The sequence below is a fragment of the Deinococcus hopiensis KR-140 genome, assembly GCF_900176165.1.
Taxonomy (GTDB): domain Bacteria; phylum Deinococcota; class Deinococci; order Deinococcales; family Deinococcaceae; genus Deinococcus; species Deinococcus hopiensis.
In genome coordinates this window covers 1-26,034 of record NZ_FWWU01000003.1, presented here as the reverse complement: position 1 = coordinate 26,034, position 26,034 = coordinate 1, and the positions used below count along the sequence as shown (strand labels likewise).

The 26,034-nt window shown below is 67.1% G+C and carries 22 protein-coding genes; 10 read left to right on the top strand and 12 right to left on the bottom strand.

Annotated features, from left to right (window positions below):
• Positions 1-4 precede the first annotated feature (4 nt).
• The 6 genes from B9A95_RS01985 to B9A95_RS01950 form a co-directional block, all read right to left on the bottom strand.
• A complete protein-coding gene (locus B9A95_RS01985) occupies positions 5-1,414 on the bottom strand; it encodes an FAD-binding oxidoreductase (RefSeq protein WP_084045298.1) in 1,410 nt (469 codons plus the stop codon).
• A complete protein-coding gene (locus tag B9A95_RS01980; RefSeq protein ID WP_084045297.1) occupies positions 1,411-2,133 on the bottom strand; it encodes an ABC transporter ATP-binding protein in 723 nt (240 codons plus the stop codon). Before B9A95_RS01980 ends, B9A95_RS01985 begins: the two co-directional genes overlap by 4 nt.
• Complete coding sequence (locus B9A95_RS01975) at positions 2,130-3,902, bottom strand: branched-chain amino acid ABC transporter ATP-binding protein/permease (protein WP_084045296.1); 1,773 nt, start codon at positions 3,900-3,902, stop codon at positions 2,130-2,132. Before B9A95_RS01975 ends, B9A95_RS01980 begins: the two co-directional genes overlap by 4 nt.
• Positions 3,899-4,948, bottom strand: coding sequence for a branched-chain amino acid ABC transporter permease (locus B9A95_RS01970; RefSeq protein WP_084045516.1), 1,050 nt, complete (start codon positions 4,946-4,948; stop codon positions 3,899-3,901). The genes B9A95_RS01975 and B9A95_RS01970 overlap by 4 nt, the downstream gene beginning before the upstream one ends.
• A 113-nt stretch (positions 4,949-5,061) precedes the next feature.
• Complete coding sequence (locus B9A95_RS01965) at positions 5,062-6,225, bottom strand: ABC transporter substrate-binding protein (protein ID WP_084045295.1); 1,164 nt, start codon at positions 6,223-6,225, stop codon at positions 5,062-5,064.
• A 1,397-nt stretch (positions 6,226-7,622) separates the two neighbouring features.
• Positions 7,623-10,283 carry a discoidin domain-containing protein gene (locus B9A95_RS01950; protein WP_084045292.1) on the bottom strand — a complete coding sequence of 887 codons (2,661 nt, stop codon included), beginning with the start codon at positions 10,281-10,283 and terminating at the stop codon, positions 7,623-7,625.
• Between the two features lie 193 nt (positions 10,284-10,476).
• Between B9A95_RS01950 and B9A95_RS01945 the strand changes: the two genes are divergently transcribed.
• Together B9A95_RS01945 and B9A95_RS01940 are read left to right on the top strand one after the other, a co-directional pair.
• Complete coding sequence (locus B9A95_RS01945) at positions 10,477-11,586, top strand: LacI family DNA-binding transcriptional regulator (RefSeq protein ID WP_245808095.1); 1,110 nt, start codon at positions 10,477-10,479, stop codon at positions 11,584-11,586.
• Between the two features lie 683 nt (positions 11,587-12,269).
• The gene (locus B9A95_RS01940) at positions 12,270-13,445 is read left to right on the top strand and encodes a delta-60 repeat domain-containing protein (RefSeq protein WP_170928380.1); all 1,176 of its coding nucleotides are present in this window, start codon (positions 12,270-12,272) and stop codon (positions 13,443-13,445) included.
• A gap of 35 nt (positions 13,446-13,480) precedes the next feature.
• Here B9A95_RS01940 and urtE read toward each other — a convergent pair whose 3' ends face one another.
• The 5 genes from urtE to urtA form a co-directional block, all read right to left on the bottom strand.
• Entirely contained in the window at positions 13,481-14,185 is a 705-nt protein-coding gene (urtE, locus tag B9A95_RS01935) for an urea ABC transporter ATP-binding subunit UrtE (protein ID WP_084045289.1), read from the bottom strand.
• Positions 14,172-14,960 (bottom strand): urea ABC transporter ATP-binding protein UrtD, encoded by a 789-nt coding sequence (gene urtD, locus B9A95_RS01930; protein ID WP_084045288.1) that lies wholly within the window; start codon positions 14,958-14,960, stop codon positions 14,172-14,174. The genes urtE and urtD overlap by 14 nt, the downstream gene beginning before the upstream one ends.
• Positions 14,950-16,029 carry an urea ABC transporter permease subunit UrtC gene (gene urtC / locus B9A95_RS01925; RefSeq protein ID WP_245808094.1) on the bottom strand — a complete coding sequence of 360 codons (1,080 nt, stop codon included), beginning with the start codon at positions 16,027-16,029 and terminating at the stop codon, positions 14,950-14,952. Before urtC ends, urtD begins: the two co-directional genes overlap by 11 nt.
• On the bottom strand, positions 16,026-16,931 hold the full coding sequence (gene urtB, locus B9A95_RS01920) for an urea ABC transporter permease subunit UrtB (protein WP_084045287.1): 906 nt from the start codon (positions 16,929-16,931) through the stop codon (positions 16,026-16,028). Before urtB ends, urtC begins: the two co-directional genes overlap by 4 nt.
• A gap of 67 nt (positions 16,932-16,998) precedes the next feature.
• Positions 16,999-18,183 (bottom strand): urea ABC transporter substrate-binding protein, encoded by a 1,185-nt coding sequence (urtA, locus tag B9A95_RS01915; RefSeq protein ID WP_084045286.1) that lies wholly within the window; start codon positions 18,181-18,183, stop codon positions 16,999-17,001.
• Between the two features lie 232 nt (positions 18,184-18,415).
• On the opposite strand from urtA, the gene B9A95_RS01910 reads away from it, so the two are divergent.
• The 8 genes from B9A95_RS01910 to B9A95_RS01875 all read left to right on the top strand — a co-directional run bounded on the left by B9A95_RS01910 (position 18,416) and on the right by B9A95_RS01875 (position 24,621).
• Positions 18,416-19,102 carry an urease subunit gamma gene (locus B9A95_RS01910; RefSeq protein WP_084045285.1) on the top strand — a complete coding sequence of 229 codons (687 nt, stop codon included), beginning with the start codon at positions 18,416-18,418 and terminating at the stop codon, positions 19,100-19,102.
• Between the two features lie 100 nt (positions 19,103-19,202).
• On the top strand, positions 19,203-20,924 hold the full coding sequence (gene ureC / locus B9A95_RS01905; protein WP_084045284.1) for an urease subunit alpha: 1,722 nt from the start codon (positions 19,203-19,205) through the stop codon (positions 20,922-20,924).
• Positions 20,924-21,265, top strand: a complete 342-nt coding sequence (locus B9A95_RS01900; protein ID WP_084045283.1) for a hydrogenase maturation nickel metallochaperone HypA/HybF — start codon at positions 20,924-20,926, stop codon at positions 21,263-21,265. Before ureC ends, B9A95_RS01900 begins: the two co-directional genes overlap by 1 nt.
• Positions 21,266-21,276: 11 nt before the next feature.
• Positions 21,277-21,933 (top strand): hydrogenase nickel incorporation protein HypB, encoded by a 657-nt coding sequence (hypB, locus tag B9A95_RS01895; RefSeq protein ID WP_084045282.1) that lies wholly within the window; start codon positions 21,277-21,279, stop codon positions 21,931-21,933.
• Between the two features lies 1 nt (position 21,934).
• Complete coding sequence (locus B9A95_RS01890; RefSeq protein ID WP_084045281.1) at positions 21,935-22,411, top strand: urease accessory protein UreE; 477 nt, start codon at positions 21,935-21,937, stop codon at positions 22,409-22,411.
• Positions 22,408-23,049, top strand: coding sequence for an urease accessory protein UreF (locus B9A95_RS01885; RefSeq protein WP_084045280.1), 642 nt, complete (start codon positions 22,408-22,410; stop codon positions 23,047-23,049). Before B9A95_RS01890 ends, B9A95_RS01885 begins: the two co-directional genes overlap by 4 nt.
• Positions 23,050-23,119: 70 nt before the next feature.
• Positions 23,120-23,824 carry an urease accessory protein UreG gene (gene ureG / locus B9A95_RS01880; RefSeq protein ID WP_084045279.1) on the top strand — a complete coding sequence of 235 codons (705 nt, stop codon included), beginning with the start codon at positions 23,120-23,122 and terminating at the stop codon, positions 23,822-23,824.
• Positions 23,821-24,621 (top strand): urease accessory protein UreD, encoded by an 801-nt coding sequence (locus tag B9A95_RS01875; protein ID WP_084045278.1) that lies wholly within the window; start codon positions 23,821-23,823, stop codon positions 24,619-24,621. Before ureG ends, B9A95_RS01875 begins: the two co-directional genes overlap by 4 nt.
• A 124-nt stretch (positions 24,622-24,745) precedes the next feature.
• Here the strand turns inward: B9A95_RS01875 and B9A95_RS01870 are convergent, their stop codons facing one another.
• The gene (locus tag B9A95_RS01870; RefSeq protein WP_139806384.1) at positions 24,746-25,465 is read right to left on the bottom strand and encodes a hypothetical protein; all 720 of its coding nucleotides are present in this window, start codon (positions 25,463-25,465) and stop codon (positions 24,746-24,748) included.
• Between the last annotated feature and the right edge of the window lie 569 nt (positions 25,466-26,034).

Below are 26,034 nucleotides of genomic sequence, written 5' to 3'. Positions count from 1 at the left end.
CAGGTCAGGATGGGTCATGGAGGCTCCAGGGGGCAGCGTCATTCGCTGGATTGCCCGTCACCTTACCCGGATTGAGCAGGTTCAGGGGATCGAACAGGGTTTTGAGGTCGCGCATGACGTCCAGGGCCTCGCCGTGTTCGGCCCGCAGGTAGGGGCGTTTGCGCAGGCCGATTCCGTGCTCGCCCGAGCAGGTACCGCCCACCGCAAGCGCGTGCAGGGTCAGCGCGTGAACCAGCGTGTCGATCCGTGCCCAGGCCGCCGCGTCCTCCAGTGGGGCGTGCAGCAGCAGGTGCAGGTTTCCATCCCCAATATGCCCGACGAGGGGTGCGGTGAGGTCATGTTCAGCGAGCAGAACTTGGGCACGCGCCACGGTCTCTGCCAGTGTCGATCGGGGCACACACACGTCCGCAATGCGGGTGGCGTGACCGGGCCAGGCCGCGCGCAGGGCGTCGTACACGCCGTGCCGAGCAGCCCACAGTTCGGTGGCAGCCTCAGGCGTCAGGGCCTGGCCCACCACCACGGCGCCTCCTCCCCGCGTGACTTCCTCCATGAGGGCGAGTTGCGCGGCCACGTCTGCCTGGTCCCGGCCCACCACCTCGGCCCAGAGGGTGGGCACTTCTGGGTCACCCCGTCCCCGGTGGCGGTTGACGGCCGCGATGGTCTGCCCGTCCACGAATTCCAGGCGCTGCAATCCCAGGCCCAGCCCGGCGAAGGTAACGCTCGCCTCTACAGCGGACGCTACATCCGAAAAGGCCAGCTGCATGCTGGCTGTGGCGGAGGGCAGCGGGTGCAGCCTCAGGGTCAGGGCCGTCAAGACGCCCAGCGTTCCCTCCGAGCCGATAAAGAGCCCGCCCAGGGCGTACCCGCTGCTGCTCTTGCGGGCGGCGGTGCCCAGCGCCAGCACGCGCCCGTCCATCAGGGCCACGCGCATGGCCGCCACGTTTTCGCGCATGCCGCCGTAGCGCAGGGTGGTGGTGCCGCTCGCGTTCGTGGCGGCCATGCCGCCCAGCGAGGCGTCCGCACCGGGGTCCACAGGGAACCACAGGCCATGTGGGCGCAGGCGGCGGTTGAGGGCCACGCGGCGCGTCCCCGGCCCCACCGTAACGCTCAGGCTGACCGCGTCCGGATCCCGGACGGTGTTCATGCCGCTTAGGTCAAGGCTGACGCCGCCGGGGATGGGCAGTGCGGCCCCTTCCAGGCTCGTTCCCGCGCCCCAGGGCGTAACGGGAACGTGGTGGGCTCGGGCCACTTCCAGGGTGGCGAGCACATCCGCCTCGCACTGGGCCATGACCACCGCGCCGGGCTGGGAGGTCAGCGCCGTGCCCTCGTCCCGCGCGTGGGCCAGCAGATCGGCGGGGGTGGTCAGCACCCGGCCGGGAAGCGCCGCGCCCAGCGCCTCCAGCCACCCGCTCACGCCCCACCCAGGTAGCTCGCCACCACTGCCGGGTCGTCCGTCAGCTCAGCCGCCGGACCGTGGAGGCGGACCTGACCGCCCTCCAGCACATACCCGTAGTCACTGATGGCGAGGGCTGCCCGCGCGTTCTGCTCTACCAGCAAAACGGTGACGCCCGAGTCCCGCAGGCCCGCCACGATGCCCAGAATTTCCCGCACGATCAGGGGCGCGAGGCCCAGCGAAGGCTCATCCAGCAGCAGCAGTCGGGGACGGCCCATCAGCGCCCGGCCAATCGCCAGCATCTGCTGCTCCCCACCAGACAGGGTGCCCGCGAGTTGCCGGTGCCGCTCGCGCAGGCGTGGAAAGCGTTCGTACACAGCGTCCAGATCGCCGCCGGCACGCTCCCGGCGGCGGGTGTAGGCGCCCAGCCGGAGGTTGTCCACGACCGTCATGCTGGAAAACAGCTCGCGCCGCTCGGGCACGAGGACCATCCCAGCAGCTACCCGCGCCTCCAGCGGCGTGTGCGTGAGGGGACGGCCCGCGTACTCCACCACGCCGCGAGAGGGCAGCGCCCCCATCACCGCGCCCAGCAGCGTACTTTTGCCTGCTCCATTCGCGCCGATCACAGACACGATCTGCCCGGCCCCCACCGATAGATGCACGCCCGTCACCGCCTCCACCCGGCCATACGCCACGTGCAGGTCCCGCACAGTCAGGAGGACCGTGTCCGCACCGTTCATGCGTTCACCTCCACGTCCGCGCCCAGGTACGCCTCGCGCACGGCGGCGTTGGCCCGCACCTCCGCGGGCGTGCCCTGGGCGAGCGGTTGCCCGGAATTCATGACGACGAGGCGGTCGACCAGGTTCATCACCAGGTCCATGTCGTGCTCCACGATCAGGATGGTCATGCCTTCTTCCCGCAGGCGGCGCAGCAGGGCCGAGAGTTCGGCCTTCTCCCCGTAACGCAGGCCGGCGGCTGGCTCGTCGAGCAGCAGCAGGGCGGGCTCGGCGGTCAGGGCACGCGCGATTTCCAGCAGGCGCTGCTGCCCCAGGGCGAGGTTTCCGGCGCGGTCCGCCGCCCGGTCCTGCAGCCCCACCCTTTGCAGCGCGGCGAGGGCCGCCTGCTGCAGGGCAGCTTCCTCCCGGCGCTCGAGGTGCAGCAGACTCTGCGCCATGCCTGCCCTTCCCCGCGCGTAGCCGCCCATCATGGCGTTTTCCAGCAGCGAGAGTTCCGGAAAGAGGCGTACATGCTGAAAGGTACGCGCGACGCCCAACCGGTGAATGGTGCGCGCAGGTAGGCGCGTCACGTCCCGGCCCAGGATGCGGACCATGCCCGAGGTGGCCGGATTCACGCCCGTGATCAGGTTGAACAGGGTGCTCTTGCCCGCCCCATTCGGTCCGATCAGGCCCACGATCTCGCCCGAGTTCACGGTGAAGCTCACGTCCTGCACGGCGCTCAACCCGCCGAAGCGCTTGACGGCGTGATCGACTTCCAATACGGGCGTACCTGGGGACGGAAGCGTGGGGGCAGGCAGGGCCGCAGGATGGGGCAACAGCCGGGGCGGCCCCGCGGGAATGAGCCGTTCCATCAGCGCCCACAGACCCCGCGGCGCGAATTGCAGCACCAGGATGATTAGTACGCCCAGCACCACTGTCTCGAAGTTGGCTCCCGTGCCCAGCAGCCGGGGCAGCGCGTCTTGCAGCCCCTCGCGCAGCAGGATCAGGATGGCCGAGCCCGCCACCGCGCCCCAGATGTGCCCTGCGCCGCCGAGCACGGCCATGAAGAGGTATTCAATGCCCACATTCAGGCCGAATGGGGTGGGGTTCACGAACCGCTGCTGATGCGCGTACAGCCACCCCGCCACCGACGCGAGCAGGGCGCTCAGCACGAACACCTGCACCCGCAGCCTGAAGGTGGGCGCCCCGAAGGCTTCGGCCACCACCGTACCGGTTCGCAGCGCGCGCAGGGCCCGACCGGTGCGGCTGGAAAGCAGAAACTGCGCGCCTATGATTCCGAGTCCCAGGAACAGCAGGGCCAGATACGCGAAGGCGCGCGGGTCACTGAAGGTCAACCCGAACAGCGAGATGGGCGGAATCCCCCGTACGCCCGTGAAGCCGCCGAGTTGCGGCGAGTTGCCGAACACGTAGTACAGGCTGATGCCCCAGGCGATGGTGGCGAGCGGCAGGTAATGCCCCTGCATCCGCAGTGTGGCGAGGCCCAGGATGGCGGCCACAGCGGAGGTGACGCCCATGCCCGCCACCAGGGTCAGCCAGGGATTCCAGCCCGCCTGCGTCGTCAGGACCGCCGTCGTGTACGCCCCCACACCCATAAAGGCGGCTTGCCCGAAGCTCGTCAGGCCGGACACCCCGGTGAGCAGCACCAGTCCCACGACGGTCAGGGCGGCGATGGCGACGTTCGTGAGGAGCGTGACCTGAAAGACAGGGAGGAGCAGCGGCAGCAGCGCGGCTCCCGCCACGGCGAGCAGACCCAGCCATGCCCGCCCCTTCATTCGTCCTCCTCGTCGTCGTGGTGGGCCTGGAGACTGCGCCACAGCAGCACAGGCAGGATCAGCGTGAACACGATGACTTCCTTCCACTGACTGAGGCTAAAACTCGCGTAACTCTCGATGAGCCCGACCAGGACCGCCCCCAGTGCGGCCAGCGGGTAACTCACCAGCCCGCCGATGATCGCTCCCACGAAGCCCTTGAGGCCAATCAGGAAGCCGGTGTCGTAAGACACAGCGATGCTGGGCCCGATCAGCAGACCGCTGAGCGTCCCGATGAGGGCAGCCACGGTAAAGGCCAGTGCCCCAGCGCCCTCGGGCCGGATGCCCACCAGGCGCGCACCCAGCCGGTTCACGGCGGTGGCCCGCAGCGCCTTGCCCGTCAGCGTGCGGTCAAAAAAGGCGTACAAACCCAGCATCAGCCCTGCCGACACCAGAATCACGAGCAGGCTCTGGTAGCTCAGCGCCACCTGCCCCAGCTTCACGGTCCCCTCGGCAAAGGCGGGTGTGCGGCTGCCCTCGGCACCGAAAAAGACCAGCCCCAGGCCCGTCAGCGCGAGGTGCAGGGCCACCGAGGCGATCAGGAGAACCAGCACCGACGCGCCGCGCAGGGGCCGGTACACCACCCGGTAGAGCAGCGGCCCCAGCGGCACCACCAGCAGCAGGGTCAGCAGCACCTGCACCGCCAGCGGGGCTTTCGCGGCAGCCAGCGAGGTGGTCAGGAACCACAGGGCCGTGCCCAGCCCTACCGCGCCCAGCACATTCGCTCCCGCTGCCCGCCCGTCTCCCCGGCGCAGCGCCTCCACGACATTCATGAGCGTCGCCAGCGCCAGCAGCGCCAGCACCAACGTCAGGGTCCCCGGCACGTGCCCAAGTTGCAAGCTCGCCAGGGTCAGTGTTCCGAACATCACGAATTCGCCTTGCGGCACGAAAATCACGCGCGTCACCGCAAAGACGAGCACCAGCGCCAGCGAGAGCAGCGCGTACACAGCCCCGCTCTGCAGGCCGTCCGCGAACAGGACCGGGAAAATGGCAGGGTCAAACATGGGCAGGGTCAAGCAAGAGGGGCGGTCTCGGCACGGTAGAGGCTCCTGAGGAAGGATGGAGGAGGAAAAGGGGCCAGGCGGCGAACCTGAAGTGGTTCACCCCTGGCCCCGCGGTCAGGTCAGCGGGAAGGCAGCAGCTTCCAGGTTCCGTTCGTAACCTGCACCATCACGCGGCTGCGGGCGTCCAGACCCAGGTGGTCCTGCGGTCCCAGGTTGAAGATGCCGTGCGCGCCGATCACGTTCTTGACCCCTTCCAGCGCGTCGCGCAGGGCGTCGCGGAAGGCGGGTGTGCCGGGCTTGGCGCGTTTAAGGGCCACGGGCACCGCCTTTTGCAGCAGCAGCCCCGCGTCCCACATGTGTGCTCCAAAGGTGCTGACGCTGTTCTGGCCATACTTGCCCTCGTACAGATTGCTGTACGCCAGCCCCACCTTCTTCATGGGGTTGCTGTCGGGCAACTGATCGGCCACCAGCACAGGCCCGGCAGGGAGGATGGCTCCCTCCACGTCCCTGCCACCCACCCGCAGGAAGTCGGCGTTGGCCACCCCGTGCGTCTGGTAGACCTTGCCCGCGTAGCCGCGGTCTTTCAGCGTCTTTTGCGGCAGCACGGCGGGCACGCCCGATGCGCCGACCAGTACGGCGTCGGGCCGAGCGGCAAGCAGTTTGAGGGTCTGGCCCAGCACGCTGGTGTCGGTACGGCCGTAGCGCTCCACCGCCACCACCTTGATGCCGCGCGCTGCGGCGTTCTTCTGCAGCTCGCTGAGCCACCCCTCCCCGTAAGCGTCGTTGAAGCCGATGTATCCCACCGTCTTGACCTTGTTCTGCTGCATGTGCTGCACCACCGCCGCCGCCATCAGGGCGTCGGTTTGCGGCGTCTTGAACACCCAGCTCCGGCGCGCGTCCACAGGCTTAATGATGGTCTCGGAGGCCGCGAGGCTGATCATGGGCACCTTCGCCTCGGCGGCCACGTCGATCATGGCGAGGCTGGCGGGGGTGGTGGTCGTGCCGACGAGCACGTCCACCTTGTTCTCCTGAATCAACTTCCGGGCCGCCGTGACGGCCGCAGTGGTGTCCGAAGCGTCGTCGAGGATGGTGTACACCACCTTCTGCCCGGCAATTGTCTGCGGCAGCAGCGCCACCGTGTTGCGCTCGGGAATGCCCAGGCTGGCCGCCGGGCCAGTGGACGACACGATGACGCCCACGCGCACTTCCGCGAGGGCCGAGGCGGATAGGGCCAGGGCAGCGGAGAGGACCGCGTGGGTCAGGGACAGGGAAAGACGCTTCATACAACCTCCGGAGAAAGGAGCAAGGGGACGCCCGCGCAGGCGGTAGGAACGGGCAGGATTGCGGTTGGGGGGATGGTAGCAGAAGTGGGGAGTGCGGTGGGGGCGAGATCGGGGCGGCCATCTGGCGAGGCAGGACAGCACATATGGGTAACAGGGGCCGGGCCGGCGGTCACCCACACACCTTCCGCCGAATGCGTTATCCCATCGGGAGAGCGCCGGTACGGCAACGCCTTTCCCGGTCACCCTAAACGCTCCTTCTCGGGCGCTGCACCCGTCTGCTTGCGTGAAACCGTTCTGCCTCTGTTGAAGTCGGCATTCGTCTCAACCTGCAGCAAGAAAGCCCGCTCCGCATGGGCCTTCGCGGGCGGCCCATCTGACCGGCTTGACGTTCTGGAGGGGGTTCGTAGAGCGCTGCGTCCAGGCGCAACCGGGTGCAGGCCCGTGATGGGATGACCCTGGCGGAGGCGCTGAAGCCAGGCAATCAGAGTCTGGGCGCTGTCATCCACAACGGTTGGCCCACGTCCAGAACACCAGCGTTGAACGAGGCGCAGCATCTGCCGTGCCCAGACCAGCAGGGTTTTGTGCCGGTGTCCGCGTTGCTGGTGAACGCCTTCTGACGGCACGCGTGCTGTCAAGAACGGCAAGGTCCAGATGCGGTGTGCCCATGGAAGCGGGGGCAGCAGCATGAGGCTCAGGCAGCAAAGACCGCTGGCTTTCACGAAGTGGCCCTGACTGGAGCGGGCAGGGTCACGGTCGATGCCCCTGGCGCTGATGTTCCCGCCCGTTCGCCGCTTAGAGCATTTGTCCGAAAGGAGCCGTGAGGGGATGACCTTCCCCTCACGGCTCCTTTTTCCCCAGTGCGCCACAAGTTCGCTCGCTGGGCTCGGTCAAAAAGAAGTCCTCTTGTTGACAAATGCGCTTATGGTGTTGTCCAAGCCGAGGACGAGCGGGCCAGTGGGAACAAAGGCGGTGACCAACAACTCCAGCAAGACGCGACTGGCGTGGAGGCTTAACCAACGTGCCTGGTTCAGAATGCGCTGGTACGTGCTGAATCTGGAATCATCAGCCCCTACACGCTCAAGGCAGCCCTCAGCGTCCGCTTCCCAGGTGAGCAGGAGGGTGACGATGATCGGCCGTTGGACCTGCAGGTTCTGCGGGAGAACACCGGCGCAAAGGCAGTCAGCACTGTGGGTAAACCGCTGCGGCAGAGGTGACCTTCCAGGTCTGCCACGGGGCAATGGCCACAGTCGGGCCAGCGGATTGTCCGCAAGCCGCATGGATGAGGTTTCTGGGGCACCTTCAATTCCCAGGACGAGGGGAGCGGAGCGGGGAGGACGCGTGAGGCGTCCTCCCTACTCCGCTCCCCTCGCCACGGCTGGTGGGCCGGAGTTTCCAGCTCAGGGGTAGCTGACCACGTTGCTGGGTGCGGTGTTCTTGGCGGGGTCAGCGAAGGGCACGGCCGCGCCGACGCCATTGATCACGTGGTCGATGGTGCCGGTGTTGCCCAGTGAGACGGTCAGCACGTCGTGGAATTTCACCCCTGGGGTGTTGGGCACCTCGAAGCCGCGGTCGGCGTGCAGCGAGGGGTTGACGTTGAAGTACGCGTAGGCGCCCAGCCCCCACGCCTCGTGCGTCGTCACGCTGTCGGCCACCTTGTAGGCCGCGTAGCCGTTGGCTCCGGTGCGCCAGGTCGCCTGGTCCGGCGCGTCGTAGGGCATCTCATTCTGGAAGAAGACGGTCTTGCCGCCCTGCCCGTTCCAGATCACCTGGTACTTCTGGTAGTGCTCGACGAACAGGCCCGTGGCGAGCACGTTGTTGCCGTTCACGATGACGCCGGTATCGGCGGTGTTGACAGTCCAGCCTGTCGGGTACTTGCCGTGGTCGGCGCGCCACGCCCAGATGTGGTCGACGACGGTGTTGTCGCTGTGGACGATCAGGCTGGTGGTGGACTTGCCCGCCACCGCGCCGCCAATGCGGAAGTACACGTCCTGCACGGAGACGGGGTTGGCCGCGTGGTTGACGTGCGCGCCGGCCGTGCCCACCGTCAGCAGAGCGGGGCTGTTCACCGTTCCCGCGTCGAACAGCAGGCTGCTGACGTTCACGCCGTCCACGTCCGCGACCTGCATGGCGTTCACGCCGCCGTCGGGAACCAGGGTCGGGAAGCCGATGCCCGTGACCACCGTGCCCGCGCGGGTAACGTTCAGCGTCTGGTTCAGGTGATACACGCCCGGGGTGAAAAACAGATTCAGTCCCTGGGCGAGCGCTTGGTTCAGCGTCGCCGCGCTGTCGGTGGGCCGGGCCACGTAGAACTGGCTCATGGGTATAGACGTGCCGGGCGTGTTGGGCCAGGTGATGCCCGAGGCGTTGGTCCGCAGCGACGGCACGAACACGCTGTACTTGCCGTTCTCGAAGTACAGGTAGGGCTTCTCGCGCGATACGGGCGTCGTGGCGAGGGTGGTGTAGGGGGGCGTGGGGAAGCTCTGGGCGGGCGCGCCCTGCACCCCGGAAAACACCATGTTCCAGTTGCTGCCGCTCCAGCTCCCAATGGTGCTGTCCCGCGTGTACCACTGCTGCTGCGAGCCGGAGGTCACGGCCCCGTCCACCTTGCTGTCAGCGATGAATCCGCCGCTGGAGTACCCCTGTCCGAAGTCCTGGTTGGACGGCCCCATCGTCAGGTTGCCCCTGATGTGGACGCGGCGCATGGGCGCCGCCTGCGACACCGCCCAGCGGTTCGTCCCGCCTTCCGGCACCACCGCGAGGTTCTCGGCGCTACGCCAGAAGTTCTGGGTGGCGTTTTTCTCGTCGCCGTACACCCAGCCGCTGTCCACATTGATGGCCCCGTTGATGGTCACGTCGTCCGGGTTGCGGCCGACCCCCGCGAGCGTGGTGTAAAAGCCGACATTGGCGTAGACGCGCCCGTAGCTGCCCGGCTTGAACAGGAAGACGTTGCGCTGGTCCCCGAACTGGGCGTCGGGGTTCTTCAGCTGCGCGTTGAAAGCGGTGTCCAGCTTGGACTGAATGGTAGCGACGGGCGTGGAGGGATCGAAGATGGCCACGTTGGGCCCGAAGTCCGGCGTGTCGGAGGTGGGCAGCGGGGTGGTGCCGCCAGTTCCGGTGCCTGAGGTAAAGACCTTGAACTCGTAGATGGAGTAGCCGTACCCGGTGGCGCGGGTCAGCCCCGTCATGCGCACGTAGCGGCCACTGGCACTCAGGTTCACGTTCTGCGTCCCGCCCGTTCCGCTGATCGTTCCCGTCGCTGGAGTCCACGTCGTCCCGTCGTTGGACACGTCGATCCGGAAGGTCTTGGCGTAGGCCGCCTCCCACTGCAGGCTCACCCCGCAGACGTTCTGCGCGCTGCCGAGGTCCACCTGCAGCCACTGGGCGTCGGTGGCCTGACTCGCCCACCGGGTGGTGCTGTCCCCGTCCACCGCGAACTTTGCGTCCAGAGCGTTTGCATTTTCGGTGGAGGACGCGCTGGCAGGTTTGCCCTGCGCGAAGTTGGTGGTGCTGCAGGTGGTGGTTCCACCACCCGTGGAGGTGGTGCCAAAGACCTGCAGCTCGTAGAGCGAGTACCCGTACCCGGTGGCGCGGGTCAGGCCCTTCATGCGCACATACCGTCCGGTGCCGCTGATCGACACGTTTTGCGTTCCGCCCGTGCCATTGATTACCGCAGAAGCGGGGGACCAGGAGGTGCCGTCGCTGGAGACCTCAATCTGGAAGGTCTTGGCGTAGGCGGCTTCCCACTGGAGGGTGACGCCGCACAGTTGCTGCGGGGAGCCCAGGTCGACCTGGAGCCACTGGTTGTCTGTGGCCTGGCTGGCCCAGCGGGTGGTGGCGTCACCGTCGACGGCGAACTTGGCGTCCAGATAGCCGGCGTTCTCAGTAGAGGAGGCCAGGGCAGTCCTGCCCTGGGCGAGGTTCGCGGTGGCGCAACCCGTCACGGCCTGTGGGGCGAGGCCAGAGGAGCTGGAGAGACTCGCCTGGGGAGCGTTGGTCGATGTTCCGCAAGCACTCAGGGCAACGGTCAGACCGGTCAGCAGGGTGGCAACTTTCTTCATTCATGACCTCGGGAAGACAGGAGCAACAGCGCTTTTTAGCGCTATAATTCCGAGAGACGAAGGGGAAGCGGCAGCAGAATAGACGGTCTGCCTCATCAACGACAGGAAAACCTCCCAGACAGGAACCAGGACGTGAGGGATCACTTTTGGGTTGTGGCTTGTGCTTTCTGAATATAGCGCTATAATCCTGGAAGTGCAAGCACGAACGGTTCCCAGCGAAAAGAAGCGCGCCAGAAGGCGGCCCGAGGAAGTTCCGCCGCGGTCTTCCTCGGCCCTGACCCTGGACGATGTCGCGCGGCGCGCGGGCGTCTCGGCCATGACTGTCTCCAACGTCATCAACGGCAAGAGTGGGGTCCGGCCCGCCACCCGGCAGCGGGTGATGGACGCCATCGCGGAAACGGGCTACCGCGTCAATGCGATGGCGCGCGGTTTGGCGGGGGGGCGCAACCGCATGATCAGCGTCTTCACGCCCCAGCTCAACCGGCCTTACGCCTCGGAAGTGGTGCAGGGCGCGGCGCAGGCCGCTGAGCGCCTGAACTATGACTTGGTCGTGATGATGCTGGCGGGGAGCAGCACCTCCGATTTCTCCATGATGACCCGGCTGTCGGTGGGGGCCCTGCTGATTCAGCCCTCTCACGAGGTCGAGTGGGCCAGAACGGACCTGCCGGCCCACGTTGTCAGTGTGGATGGCCCCTCGGACCGTCCCTTCACCGTGGACAATTACGGCGGGGCTCACCTGGCCATGCGGCACCTGCTCGAACTGGGACACACCGAGATCGGCTTTATCAGCGGGCTGGAAGCCGAGCCCGAGGTTCCCGGCCGCGGGTCGGACCGTTTCGAGCGCAACGACGCCCACGAGCGCCTGCGCGGCTACCGCGAATGCCTCGAGGCGGCGGGGCTGGCGGTCCGGAACGGGGACGTGCAGCACGGCGACTTTACCAAGGCCAGCGGTGAGCGCGCTGCCCGGCGGCTCCTGGGACTGGCGCGGCCACCGACTGCCATCTTCGCTTCGGGCGACGCGATGGCCCTGGGTGCCATCCACGTGGCGCAGGACCTGGGGCTGCGGGTGCCGGGGGACCTCTCGGTGGTGGGCTTCGATGATCTGCCTATCGCCGCCGCCGCCCGGCCGGGGTTGACCACCGTGCGCCAGCCGCTGCACCTGATGGGCGAGGTGGCCGTTCAGACGCTCGCGGCGCTGGCCGAGGGCGAGGACGTTCCGCTGCCGCCGCCCTTTCCCACCGAACTCGTCTTGCGGGAATCCACAGCGGCGCCCCGGGTGGGCACTCAGCCGGACGGGGCCTAAAGAGAAGGGTACCGCTGTGCTGCACGCCTGACGGCTCCGTCCTCTTCGGCGCCCGCGCTGCTCAGTGGGATCGGGGAAGGAGCTTAGTCAGGAGCATCAACGGCTGCCGCACCATTCATCTGTTGCGCGAGCGAGAATGGCTGGGTCCGGAATGTGAAAAACTCCGTATCCGGCCCTCCTTCATTTTCCGGTGTGAATGGAAGGGACGGCGCTGTCCGGACGTCCCTTACGCAGAACCTGTCGGCTGCGCTTTCGCCCGCTCCCGTTTCCTGCTCTCATCCCTCCCCGGAGTTCCGATGCCTCTCTTCACCCGCGTTCAGCGCGTTTTGCGCAGGCCTGTCCTGCTTTCAGAAAGTCCGGCGGCCCGGCGTCTGCTGGTCTCGCTCGGCTTCCTATTCTTGCTGACCGCGTGTGGAACGTCTTCCTCGGAAGTGCTGCAGGGGACGGCGTGGCAGATCCGCGCCACGCCGTCCCCTGCGCTGACCAGTGAAGGCCTGGCAGCCGGACAGGAGGGAAAGCGGGAGGCGCCCCGCGACGCTGGACCGCGCGTTCGGGACATGAGGTCCGTCGCCGCGTCGCGGCTTGGCTTGTCCTCTGCGCCTGCGGGACGGGTTTCCACGAACAGGGTCTCCAGGGGTGGGCCCTCGGGGCGGCTGGACACGACGTTTGGCAGTGGGGGCGTGGTGCAGACCCCCCTTCCCCAGGGCGACGCTTACGCCGCGGGGGTGGCCGTGCAGGCGGACGGCAAGGTGCTCATCGCGGGCCGGATTGGGAACGGTCGTGGAGCGGACCTGCTCGTGGTGCGCTACACCACGGAAGGGCGGCTGGACCCGGCTTTCGGCCGTGGAGGCATCGTCGTTACAGACCTCAACACCAGCTTCGACTCCGGCAACACCCTCCTGTTGCAACCCGACGGCAAGATTGTGGTGGGCGGCAGCACGTCGGTGCCGTACCGGCCGGGAAGCAACGAGACGAAATCGGACTTTGCCCTCGTGCGCTACACGCCGGACGGACACCTTGACCCCTCCTTCGGTCAGGGCGGGGCCGTCAGGACCGCACTCGGCACGGGCCACGACGGGGCGTACGCTGTGGCGCTGCAGCCAGACGGCAAACTCCTCCTCACCGGCCAGACGAGCAACGGCAACGACGATGACATTGGGGTCGTGCGCTACCTGCCTGACGGGCGGCTGGATGTGACGTTCGGCCAGGGCGGGAAGGTGGTGACCGCCATCGGTTCGCGGGACGACGTGGGGTACGGCGTCGCTGTCCAGGCCGATGGGAGGATCGTCGTCGCGGGCGTCGCTGCCCAGCAGAGCGACGACGTGGTCCTGGTGCGGTACACCCCTGCTGGAAAGCCGGATCTCAGCTTTGGACAAGGCGGCGTCGTGAGCACGGACCTGGGCGGTGGGGCCGACGGCGTAAGCAGCGTGGCGCTGCAGCCTGGCGGCAAGGTCCTCGTCGCGGGGTCTACCTGGAACGGCCAGGACCACGATTTCGCCCTGCTGCGCTATACCGCCGCCGGTGACCTCGACGCCACCTTCGGCGCGGGTGGCCGGGCCCTGACCCCGGTGGGCTCCAGCCAGGACGTGGGGACGGCGCTGGTACAGAGCCAAGACAGCATCGTATTGGTGGGCCGGACACTCAGCGGGAACACCTATAACGTGGGTCTGGTGCAGTACGGCGTGAATGGAGTCCTGAACGCAGGTTTTGGCCAGGGCGGGCGGCTCACGGTACCGGTGGGTGGGAGCAGTGCCCTCGTCGTCGGCGCCCTGCGGCAAGCGGATGGCCGCCTGGTCCTGGCGGGAACGTCCAGCGCTTCCGGGAAATCTTCCCTGTTCCTGCTGCGTCTTTGGCCTTAACGCACGGTTCTGACCGGCCGCTTGGAGGAGCTGAGCTACACTCCCAGATACCGCTGCACACTCGCTGTCGGCGTGTCGCGGGTTAGGCCGCTCTCAACCACCGTTCCCTTCTGCATCACGTAGTAGCGGTCAGCGAAAGCCCAGGCGAAATCGAGGTACTGCTCGACCAGCAGCACCGCCACCTGCAGTTCCCGCCGAACCCGGGTCAGCGCGGCCTCGATTTCCCCCACGATGCTGGGCTGGATACCCTCGGTGGGCTCGTCGAGCAGCAGGCAGCGGGGCCGGGTGACCAGCGCCCGCCCGATGGCGACCTGCTGCTGCTGCCCACCGCTCAGGTTGCCCGCCTTACGCCCCGCCATGTCCCGGCAGAGGGGAAAGAGGTCAAAGACCAGTTCCGGTATCTCCCGCTTGACGCCTTCCCGCCCCGACAGGGCCGGCAACCCCATCCGCAGATTCTCCTCCACGGTGAGGTGGGGAAAGAGGCCCCGGCCCTGCGGCACATAGGCCAGGCCAGCGCGGGCGCGGGCGAAGGCGTGCTCGCGCGTCACCGACTCGCCGTTCAGGTGCAACTCGCCGCCGCTGATGGCGTGCAGCCCCGTGATGGTCCGCAGCAACGTGGTTTTGCCCACTCCGTTGCGGCCGATCAGGGTCACGGCCTCGCCGTCCCGGACCTCCAGGTTCACCCCGAACAGCACCGGGCTTTGGGCGTAGGCGGCACTGACGTTCTCAAGCCTGAGCATATGTGCCTCCCTCCCCGGGCGCAGCCTCACGCGGGCGGCCCAGGTAAATTTCCATCACGTCGGGATCTGCGCGTAGGCTCTGAAGGTCTCCGTCACGGAATACCTGCCCCTGGTGCAGCACTGTGACCGGCGCGCCCAGCAGCTCCACGAAGTGCATGTCGTGGTCAATGACCAAGATGGTGTGGCGCCCGGCCAGGGTGCGAATCAATTCTGCTGTGTGCGCCGTCTCCGCAACCGTCATTCCGGCAGTGGGCTCGTCCAACAGCAGCAGTTCGGGCTCCGGGGCGACCACCATGCCGATCTCCAGCCATTGCTTTTCCCCGTGCGCGAGCTGCGCGGCAGGTATGCCGGCTCGGGCCTCCAGGCCCGTCAGGCGCAGAAGTTCATCCGCACGGCCCTGCTCTGCGGCGGTGGGTGGGGTCAGGGTGGCGAACACGCCTTTTTGCTGCCTCGCCGCCAGCAGCAGGTTGTCGCGTACTGTCAGGCTCTCCAGCACGCCAGGCGCCTGAAACTTACGGCAGATGCCGAGCGCGGCGATGCGGTGCTCCGGCAGGCGGGAAATGACCTGCCCCCGGAAACGCACCTCGCCCGAGGCGGGGCGCACCTTGCCGATAATGGTGTCGAGCAGCGTGCTCTTGCCTGCACCATTCGGCCCGATCAGCACCCGCAAGCTGCCGGACGTTACCCCCAGGCTGAGGTTTTGCAGGGCCTTGAAGCCCTCGAACGAGACGGTGACGTTCCGCACTTCCAGCAGGAGGCCCGACTCAGGCGACATCGTGAATCTCCCGTGCAGGCCGGGTGGGAGCCGAGTGAACCGGGCGGACTCGGCGGCGGGGTTGCAGCCCAGCGACCCCTTGCGGCATGACCAGCACCACGAGCACGAACAGCGCGCCCATGATGTAGAGCCACGCGTCAGGCGCGCCGCTCGAGATGCGGTCCTTGGCGAGTTGCCCGAGGATCAGGCCACCCACCGCCCCAATGAGGCTGGCCCGGCCGCCCAGCGCGACCCATACGACGAGTTCAATGCTGAAGGCCACCCCGATCATCGCGGGTGAGATGGTGCCCAGGTGCAGGGTGTACAGGGCTCCACTCAGGCCCGCCAGGACGCCGCCCAGCATGAATGCCGCGATCTTGAAGGCGGCTGGGTTGTACCCCAGGAAGCGGCTGCGGTTTTCGTTGTCGCGCACCGCCGTCAGCAGGGCGCCGAAGGGGGTGCCCAGCAGCCAGGCGGTGCCGGTGACCGACAGGATCAGGGCGAGCAGCGTGACCCAGTACAGTACGCGCGAAGAGGACTCGGCCCGCAGGTTCAGGCCCAGGAGGGTCTGGAAGTCGGTGAGGCCGTTCGTGCCGCTCGTCAGACCCTGCGAGCCGTTGAGCCACGTCACAAAGGCCAGCACCAGCGCCTGCGTGATGATGCTCACGTACACCCCCGTGATGCGGCGACGAAACATCAGCCATCCCACCAGGAAGGCGGCCAGTGCGGGGAGCAGCGGTACCATCGCCAGCGCGAAGGGCGCGGAGGCGAAAGGCTTCCAGAACCACGGCAGCGCCTCCACACCGTTGTAGATCATAAAGTCGGGCAGCTCACCTGCCGGCGTGGCCGTGAGCTTGAGGTGCATCGCGAGCGCGTAGCCCCCCAGTCCGAAAAAAAGCCCCTGCCCCAGGCTGAGGATGCCTGCCCGTCCCCACACCACGCACACGCCTACCGCTGCGACCGCGAGGGCGAGCACCCGTCCCAGCAGCGCGAGCGGATATGCCCCCAGGAAGAAGGGAGCCAGCGTGAGCGCCATCACGAGGACGGCGAGCACAGCCAGGCCGCCCCAGTTGCCTTTGCCCCGGCTCACGTGTCCTCCAGGGCGCGCGAGCCCGCGGGAAAGAGGCCGCGCGGCTTCCACTGCAAGAAGGCCACCACGGCGATGAGGAGGATCGCCTGCGCGAGGCTCACGCTCGTCAGCCCCTCGGCGAGCGCGGTAAGAAAGCCCAGCCCAACCGCCGCCACCGCGCCGCCCAGTACGCTGCCCACGCCACCCACCACCACCACCAGGAAGGCGTTCACGATATAGGCCGAGCCCACGGTGGGATTGACTGGGGCCAGCAGCGCGAGCCCCACGCCGGCCACGCCCGCGATCCCTGCACCCAGGGCAAAGACCAGCATGTCCAGCCGCCGGGTGTTGACCCCCAGCGCCGAGGCCATCTCCCTGTTCTGGTTCACCGCCCGCACGTGCATCCCAAAGCGCGAGCGGCCCAGCAGCCACCCCATGCCCCCCAGCACCAGCCCCGCAAGCACGATCACGAAGAGGCGCACATACGGAAAGGTCAGGCCGTCGAGCGCGCCGCCGTGCAAGGTGATGGCCCCCGAGAGCCAGCCGGGCGCATTCACGGGCACCCCTGTGCTGCCGAAGAGCTGCCGGGCCGCCTGCTGCAAGATCAGCGAGATGCCGAAGGTGGCGAGCAGTGTGTCGAGCGGCCGCCCGTACAGCCGCCGAATGACGGTGATTTCCAGCAGCGCGCCCAGCAGCGCCGAGCCGAGAAAGGCGAGCGGGAACGCCAGCCACAGAAACTGCGGCCCCACCCACTGCGACGCCAGGTAGGTCAGGTACCCCCCCAGCATCAGGAATTCGCCGTGCGCCATGTTGATCACGCGCATCAGCCCAAAACTCAGCGCCAGGCCCAGCGCTGCCAGCAGCAGGATGGACGCCACCGACAGGCCGGTAAACAGCTGGCCGAACAGGAATACGGGGTCCATAGGGATCTCCTCGCGGGGGTGGGAAGCGGCGGCTTTGGTGTTCTCCCGCCGCTCCCCGCGCACCGCCTTACGGGCAGCTCTTGCCCGGGAATGCCAGCTTGTCGTAGGGCTGGGGCGTGACGACGCCCTGGCTCTGGGCGACCGTCTTGAACTGCCCGCCCGCGCCGGACTGCCCGGTATACACGGCCTGAATCAGGCTGCCGTTGGGCGCGACGGTGATCTTGCCCAAAGGGCTTTGCAGGCTCACGCCCACGATGGCCTTGCGAACGGCGGTGGCATCGAAGGACTTGGCCTTCTCGACGGCCGCCTTCCACAGGTACACGTCCATGTAGGCGTGCGCCATGGGATCGGTGATTGCGGCGTTCTTGCCGTATTTGGCCTGATACGCCCCCACGAACTTCTGGTTGGCAGCATTGGGCAGGCTCTGAAAGTAGTTCCAGGTGGCGTACTGGTTGGTCAGCAGGGCCGGGCCGATGGACTGCGCCTCCTGCTCGGCGATGGAAAAGGAGATCACGGGCAGCGTCTTCGCCGTGTACCCAGCGGCCTGGTACTGCTTGAAAAAGGACACGTTGGAGTCACCGTTGAGCGTATTGATGATGATGTCCGGCTTCGCCGCCTTGATCTTGTTGATCACCGAGCTGAATTCGGTGCCGCCCAGCGCGACGTATTCCTCGCCTGCGAGCTTGGCCCCCTTTGCAGCGATGTGCTTTTTCAGGATCAGGTTGGCGGTGCGCGGGTACACGTAGTCGCTTCCCAGCAAGAAGATGTTCTTGTGGCCCTTGCCCAGCGCCCACTCCAGCGCCGGGAGCGCCTGCTGGTTGGGCTGCGCGCCGGTGTAGATGATGTTGGGGCTGCACTCGTTGCCCTCGAACTGCACGGGGTAGAAGAGCAGCCCCCTATTCTTTTCGAACACGGGCAGCATGGCCTTGCGGCTCGCACTCGTCCAGCCGCCGAACACCGCCGCCACCCTGTCCTGCGTCAGCAGCTTTTCCGCCTTGGTGGCGAAGGTGGGCCAGTCGGACGCGCCGTCCTCCTTGACCACCACGATCTTCTTGCCCAGCACGCCGCCCTTCGCGTTGATCTCGTCCACGGCGAGCTGCGCAGCGTTCGCTACGGTGATTTCACTGATCGCCATTGTGCCCGTCAGCGAATGCAGGACACCTACCTTCACCGTGCTCTGCGCCTGCGCGGCATTGGCGAGAACGAGGGCCAGGGTGGTACCGAAAAAGCCAAACCTGCGGAATGTGGACATGAACTCTCCCTGGGAGGCTGTAGAGCCGTGACGATGAGAAGGCGAGGTGGCTCTGCTCTGCATTATGTCTTCTTTTTTTCTTACAACTTGCACAGCTGCCCGGACCATAAGAGTTTTATGCGATGTTGGGATGCAAGTTGTTTAGAAATACTTCGTTCTACCGCACAGCCTCGGCTTACGCTTCACACTGAGGTCCTGCCCACCGGTGGGTTCTCTCAGAGAGGCGGTCAGGATGCAACTCACCGAACGGGAACGCGACAAACTGCTGATCTTCGCCGCCGCCGAGGTGGCGCGGAACAGGCGGGCGCGAGGACTGAAACTCAACCATCCCGAGGCTGTCGCCCTGATCACGGCCGAGGTCCTCGAAGGCATCCGCGAAGGCCGGGCTGTGGAGGACCTGATGGGCTGGGGCGCCACCCTGCTTACGCCGGAGGACGTGATGGACGGCGTGCCCGAACTCATTCATGACATTCAGGTGGAGGGCACCTTCCCCGACGGGACCAAACTCGTGACCATTCACGATCCGATTCGCGGGGGGGCGAGCGCCACCGTGCCCGGTGAGTACCTGCTTGAAGACGGCGAGATTGAACTCAACGCGGATCGGCCCGTCACGCACCTGTTCGTCACCAACCGGGCAGACCGCCCCATTCAGGTCGGCAGCCACTTCCACTTTATTGAGGTGAACGCCGGGCTGCACTTCCACCGCGACTCCGCCTACGGTCAGCGCCTGAATATCCCCGCTGGGACCGCCGTACGTTTCGAGCCCGGCGAGGAACGCGAGGTCACGCTCGTCCCGCTGGGCGGCACCCGCACTGTGCACGGCATGAACTCCCTGGTGGGGGGTCAACTCGACGCTCCTGGCGCGAGGGAAGCGGTACTGGAAAGGGCGCGGGCCGCGGGCTTCGGGGGGGCGCAATGAGGGGCAGAGGGCCCATGGCCCAAGGCGGAGAGCAAAAAGCGGGCGTGGCCCTCGCCGCTCGGCTCTGTGCCCTCTGCCCCTGCGCGGAAGGCCGCCGGTCATGCGCGTAACCCGTCGCCAGTACGCAGACCTTTATGGGCCCACCGCCGGGGACCGCATCCGGCTGGGCGATACGCAACTCCTGATCGAGATTGAGCGGGACCTCACCACCTACGGTGAGGAGGTCAAGTTCGGCGGCGGCAAGGTGATCCGCGACGGTCTGGGTCAAAGCAGCACGGCCAGTCGCTCAGACCCGAACGTACCCGATCTGGTGATCACCAACGCGGTGATCCTGGACCACTGGGGCATCATCAAGGCCGATGTGGGCGTCAAGGACGGGCGCATCACCGCCATTGGCAAGGCCGGCAACCCGGGTACCCAGGACGGCGTGAGCCCAGGGCTGACCATCGGGGCGAGCACCGAGATCGTGGCGGGCGAGGGGCATATCCTCACGGCGGGTGGGGTAGACACCCACATCCACTTCATCGCGCCGCAGCAGTGCTGGACAGCGCTGGAGTCCGGCGTCACCACCATGATTGGCGGCGGCACTGGCCCCACGGCAGGCACGAGCGCCACCACCTGCACGCCGGGAGAGTGGCATATCCACCGGATGCTGGAAGCGCTTGCGGGCCTGCCGCTGAACTTCGGCCTGCTGGGCAAGGGAAACGCGAGTACCCAAGCTCCCCTGGCTGAACAGATTCGCGCTGGAGCGCTGGGCCTCAAGCTCCACGAAGACTGGGGCACCACTCCGGCCGCCATCCACGCGGCGCTGGGCGTGGCCGAACAGTACGACATTCAAGTGGCCATCCACACCGATACGCTGAACGAGTCGGGCTTCGTCGAGGACTCCATCCGCGCCTTCGCCGGTCGCACCATTCACACGTTCCACACCGAGGGCGCAGGAGGCGGGCACGCGCCGGACATCATCCGGGTGGCTGGATTGCCCAATGTGCTGCCATCAAGCACCAATCCCACCATGCCCTTCACGGTGAACACCATCCACGAGCACCTCGACATGCTGATGGTGTGCCACCACCTCTCGCCGCGCATCCCGGAAGACGTGTCCTTCGCCGAGAGCCGTATCCGCCCTGAAACCATCGCCGCCGAGGACGTGCTGCATGACCTGGGTGTGTTTTCCATGATGAGCAGCGACTCGCAGGCGATGGGCCGGGTGGGGGAAGTGATCACCCGGACCTGGCAGGCAGCGCACAAGATGAAGGTGCAGCGCGGTCCCCTCGTCATTCCGGGTCTGGGAGAGGACGGCCGCGCCGACAACCTGCGTGCCCGGCGTTTCGTCGCCAAATACACCGTCAACCCCGCCATCGCCCACGGCATTGCGCACGAGGTGGGCAGCGTGGAAGTGGGTAAGCTGGCGGACCTGGTGCTGTGGAAGCCCGCTTTTTTCGGAGCCAAGCCGGCGATGGTGCTTAAGGGTGGGCTGGTGGTGGCGGCGCAAATGGGCGACGCGAACGCGAGTATTCCCACGCCGCAGCCGGTTTACCCTCGCCCGATGTTCGCAGCGTATGGCGGGGCGCCCGCCTCCACCTGCCTGCATTTCGTCTCGGCGATCAGCTTGGAAGTGGGGGATCTGCCGGAAGTGGGGCGGCCCTACAGCGCCGTGCGAAATACCCGCACCATTGGCAAGGCGGACATGATCCTGAATGGTGAGACGCCGAACATCGAGGTCAACCCGGAAACCTATGAGGTGCGGGTGGACGGTGAGCCCGTAACCTGCGAGCCGGTGGACACGCTGCCGCTGGCGCAGAAGTATTTCCTATTCTGATGCATGAGAGTTCTGTCGCACTCGCGCTGATCGAAGTGGCCCGCGAGGTCTTGCGCGAACATGGGGCGGCGCAGGCCACGGCCCTCACCGTCCGCATCGGCCAGTGGTCCAGCGTGGTACCGGAAGCGCTGCGCGCCGCCTTTCCCGCCTGCGCCGAGGGCTCACCGCTGGAGGGCGCACGGCTTGAGATCACCCATGTGCCCGGCGTGGCCGAGTGCCCCAATCACGGTCCCGTCGAACTGAACCTCATGCGCGGCCTGCGCTGCCCGATTTGCGGCGCGCCCACGCCCGCCCTGCTGCAGGGCGACGAATTGGAACTTGCCGAACTTGAACTCGTTTGAAGGAGAGCCCCATGACCGCCACCTCCCCCCGCATCGTCACCGTGCGGCAAAACATCCTCAAGGCCAATGACCGCGTAGCGGCCGAAAACCGCCAGACCTTTGCCGCTGCCAGCGTGCGGGCCATCAACCTCGTGTCGAGCCCCGGCGCGGGCAAGACGGCCCTGCTGGAACGGACCCTGCGGGACCTGGCCCCTGCGCTGCGGATGGCCGTGGCGGTGGGTGATCTGGCCACCGAGAATGACGCCGCGCGCCTGCGGCACTGGGGCGCACAGGCCGAGCAGATCGTGACCGGCACCGTCTGCCACCTGGACGCCGGCATGGTGGCGGACATACTCCCCCGCTTTGACCTCGCTGCGCTGGACGTGCTGTTTCTGGAGAATGTCGGCAACCTCGTGTGCCCCAGTTCCTACGACTTGGGTGAGGCGGCCCGCGCGGTTCTGATCTCCACCACTGAGGGCGAGGACAAGCCGCTGAAGTACCCCACCATGTTCAATACGGCGGACGTGGTGGTCATCACCAAGATGGACCTGGCCGGGGCGGTGGAGTTTGACCGCGACCTGTGCCGGGAGAACATCGACTGTGCGCGCCCCGGCGTGCCCGTCATTGAGCTGAGCAGCAAGCGTGGTGAGGGGCTGGAGGCGTGGTTTGCCTTTGTGCGGGGGGCGTAGGATGACCCGTATCCAGGGCCTGCGTCGCCCGCTCCTTACCACAGCGGCGCCCGTGGTGCAGGTCAGCGGGCCCACCGTCGCCGTCCCCATGACCGCCGTAGATCGGCGGAGGGTGCGCCGCCGCCTCATCGCCCCGGACGGTACGGAGTTGCGGCTCGCCCTTGCCACCGGAACCGTCTTGCAGCCCGGAACCGTGCTGGACGTGCGCGAGGGCGTGAGCTACGTGGTGGAGGCTGCGCCCGAAGACGTGGCAGTGGTGTATCCGGGCTCACGCTCAGAAACGGCGAGCGTCGCTCACGCAATTGGAAACCTGCACCGCGACTTCGTGGCGTTGGAGGACGGTGACGCCTTCCTGGCGCTGTGGGACGCGCCCATCGAACTCCTGCTGACGCGGCTGGGCGTGTCCTTTGCCCGCGAGCAGCGACCTTTTCACGGGCGGCCTTCCTGGGAGCATGAGGCCGGTGGGGGAGAGGGATGAACCTGCGCCTGCTGCAACTCGCCGACTCTGCCTTTCCCACGGGGGCTTACGCTTTCAGCGACGGCCTCGAAACGCTCACCGTACGCGGTCAGGTGCGAACGGCGGATGATCTGCACGCCTTCCTCTGCGGACAACTCAAGCACGGCTGGGGCCCCCAGGATGCCCCCGCCTGCGCTCTGGCCTGGAAGGCGGACGCAGAAGTCCTGGCCGAACTCGATGCCCTGCTCGGCGACCTGAAGCTGGTCCAGGGTCCCCGCGAGGCGAGCGTGAGGGTCGGGGCGAGCCTGAGGAGGGCCGCCCTGCACCTCTGGCCCGAAGAACTCACCACTGTCCCGGTCACCCGGCACCACGCCACGACCTTTGGAGCTGTGGCGGCCGCACTCGGCGCAACCCAGGCCGACACGGTCACCGCCTACGTCTCCGCCTGGTTGCTGGGCCGGGCCACCTCCGCCACCCGGTTGATGAAGCTTGGCGGTCTGGAGGCCCAGCGCTGCGCGCGCCTGTGCGGGGACGCAGCGCAGACCTGCGTGGAGAACGCCCTCGCCGCCAGCCCCGATGATCTGGCAGGCTTCTCGCCCCTCCTCGACATCGCGGCGAGTGAGCAGGCGGGGCTGGACAGCCGCCTCTTCCAGACGTAGTGGGGGCGGCGCGCCCCTGCAAAAGCAGCGGGGCCGAAATCCTCCGCTCCCTGCCCGAAAGGAACTCCCCATGACCCTTCCCCTCAAAATCGCCCCCCTGAAAATAGGTGTAGGTGGCCCGGTGGGCAGCGGTAAGACCGCGCTGCTCGAAGCCCTGTGCCGGGCCCTGCGGGGCCGCTTCGAGCTGGCCGTCATCACCAACGACATCTACACCTTCGAGGACCAGCGGATCCTGACCCGGGCGGCAGCCCTGGCTCCAGAGCGCATCCGCGGCGTGCAGACGGGCGGCTGCCCCCATACCGCCATTCGCGAGGACAGTTCTCTGAACCAGGAGGCGGTGGAGGCCCTCCAGGACGAATTCCCAGGGCTGGAACTGCTCCTGATCGAGTCGGGAGGGGACAACCTCGCCTCCTCCTTCTCTCCCGAGCTGGTGGACGCGTGGATGTTCGTGCTGGACGTGGCGGGCGGTGAGAAGGTACCGCGCAAGGGCGGTCCCGGGGTGCGGCACTCGGACCTGCTGGTGATTAACAAGACCGACCTCGCGCCGCACGTTGGGGCGAGCCTGGAGGTGATGGACGCCGACGCCCGGGCACAGCGCAGGGTGGGGAGCGGAGCAACAGCGGAGGTGCGGCCCTACGTGTTCACGAACCTCAAGTCTGGGCAGGGCGTGGCGGATGTGATCGCCTGGATCGAACATGACCTGCTGTTCCGGGACGTGCCGCCGCCCCGCATTGGACTGGGTGAGGTGGGCTCGTCCCCGGCGGACTCCGCTTGACCCTGCTGCGCCGAACACGCACGGGCGTATTGCACCTGCATTTCGGGATGCGGGCGGGCCGCACCTGCCTCCTGCGTGACACGCAGAAGGCCCCACTGATGATCGTGCGGCCATTCACATTGCCCTGCGGCACGCTGATGGTCTTTGTGGTGAATCCCACCGGAGGTGTGCTCGGCGGGGATCACAGTGAGATTCACGTACGGGTGGAGGGCGGTGCCCGGGCACTGGTCCTTACCCAGTCGGCCACCCGGGTGCAGCCCTCACCGATGGGAGAGGCGGCAACGCAAGACATCCTGCTGGAAGTGGCGGCGGGTGGACGGCTCGAGTTTTACCCGGAGCGCACCCTGCCCTTCGCGGGGAGTGCCTTTCGGCAGACCCTGCGTGCCGAGCTGGAAGAGGACGCGGAACTCGGCTTCCTTGAGACGCTGGCAAGCGGGCGGGTGGGCAGCGGTGAACGGCTGCAGTTCCGCGAGTACACCAGCCGGGTGGAGGTGCGCCGGGGTGGGAAACGGGTGTACCTCGATGCCCTCCACCTGTGTCCCGGCCCACACACCCCCGCTCCTGGAATTTTGGGGCACTGCGATTACCTCGCCAGTGGCGTCTGGGTGGGTGGCGGCCCAGTGGCAGACTGGCCGGCTGTGCCGGGGCACCTCGCGACGGGGAGCACGGCGGGTGGGGCTGTATGGCTGAGGGGCGCATCGGAACGTGGGCCAGTGCTGGACGCTGAACTCGCTCGGGCCCGCGAGGCGTTGAGGCGGCAGCTGTTTAACGCAGTGCCGCTTCAGGTCCGGCGTTGAGGACACCACAGGTGGGGAGAACCGGGAACAGAGGCCAGAGCGTGCGTGGCGGCTTCTCTACCGCGTTCTCTGCATCCTTCCGTTCGGGGTATGCCAGCTCTTTCCCCCTGCTGGGACCAAATTCTCATGGATCGTCCTCTTCGGGCAAAGTCCCCTGCCTCTGGGTCAGCAGGCGGACCATGCCCTGGGGAAGCGTCACCGGGGTGGTCAGCACGCGCGGCAGGTGAACGGGCGGCAGCGCCGGGAGGGTCAGCGGCGTGGTCAGGACTGGGGGAAGCCGCACCGCGCTCCGCAGTGCTCCCGCCAGCAGGCCCGGCAGCGGCAGGTGCGGGGGGAGCTCTTCGCACCCGGACGGTTCCGTATTCCCGGCCTCGTCGCGCAGCACCTGGTCCAGCAATGAGAGGGCCGCGAGGGAGGCCCGCTGGGCCTGGTCATGCGCGCTTTCCATCTGCGCCCGCGCGACTTCCGTTCGGAAGCCCCCGGCTGGAAACAGACCGCGGCGGGCGAGTTCCAGTTCCAGGCCCTCGACCGCGCGCTTCCCTGTTTCCGTGCCGTGTTCCAGCTGGGCGTAATGCAGGCGGTCCAGCGGCGTGCGCGCGAGGGTCTGGTGCAGAATATGAAAGTCATTCAAGCGTGTCAGGAGCGCACGCGGGAGAATGGGGTCTGGCGCTCGGACGTCCCGATGCCCACGCAGCAGATCGCCCTGCCGCTCCCCCAATTGCAATTCGGTGAGGGCTTGCTCGAGGTCCTGGCTCAGGCCCAACTCCTGCAGCAACTCCCCCATATGTCTGCTGAGATCTGCAAGCTGTAACCTCAGCATCAACAGATCTGGTGAGATCGTCACAGCTCCTATGGTAGGCGCTGGACGTCACACAATTCTCTCTGTTGGACGGACTTCTTTCCCTGCCGGGCCGAACGGACGTGTTGCCCGGGTGCTCCACTGTCTGCGGAACCCTGCTGGGGTTCAGAATCACGGCGGTCGTCTCGGCCACAATTGGGGCCACCACCTTAAGGGCCGCCCGACAGACCCAAGAAGCCGTAAGATCGTCGCCTATGGCTCCCACGACTGGCCTGGCGTCTGGGGCCTGCGGGAGGTCAAGGGGTGCTGGTCGTCCTGAGACGCGCCGATACCCCTGCTCATCGCACCTTCTCCCGGCGGGTCGATGGGCGCCGTAGGACGTTCGGCCCGTTCCTGAGGAGCCTGGAAAGCCTGACGAGAAAGCGTACGGCCCACACCGATCGAGGTGGGTTTTCCTCGGTTGTCCTCCCGCGCGCGCGGAGATGGTCCGTTCGCCGAACGCAGCGTCCCAGTGCTGAGACCGTCTCCCCCCCTGACCGGGAACGTTCTGGCCAAAAGACGACGCCTACTCCCCTTTCCTCTGGTTTCCTCTGCGCGCAGAGTGTATGAGCGGG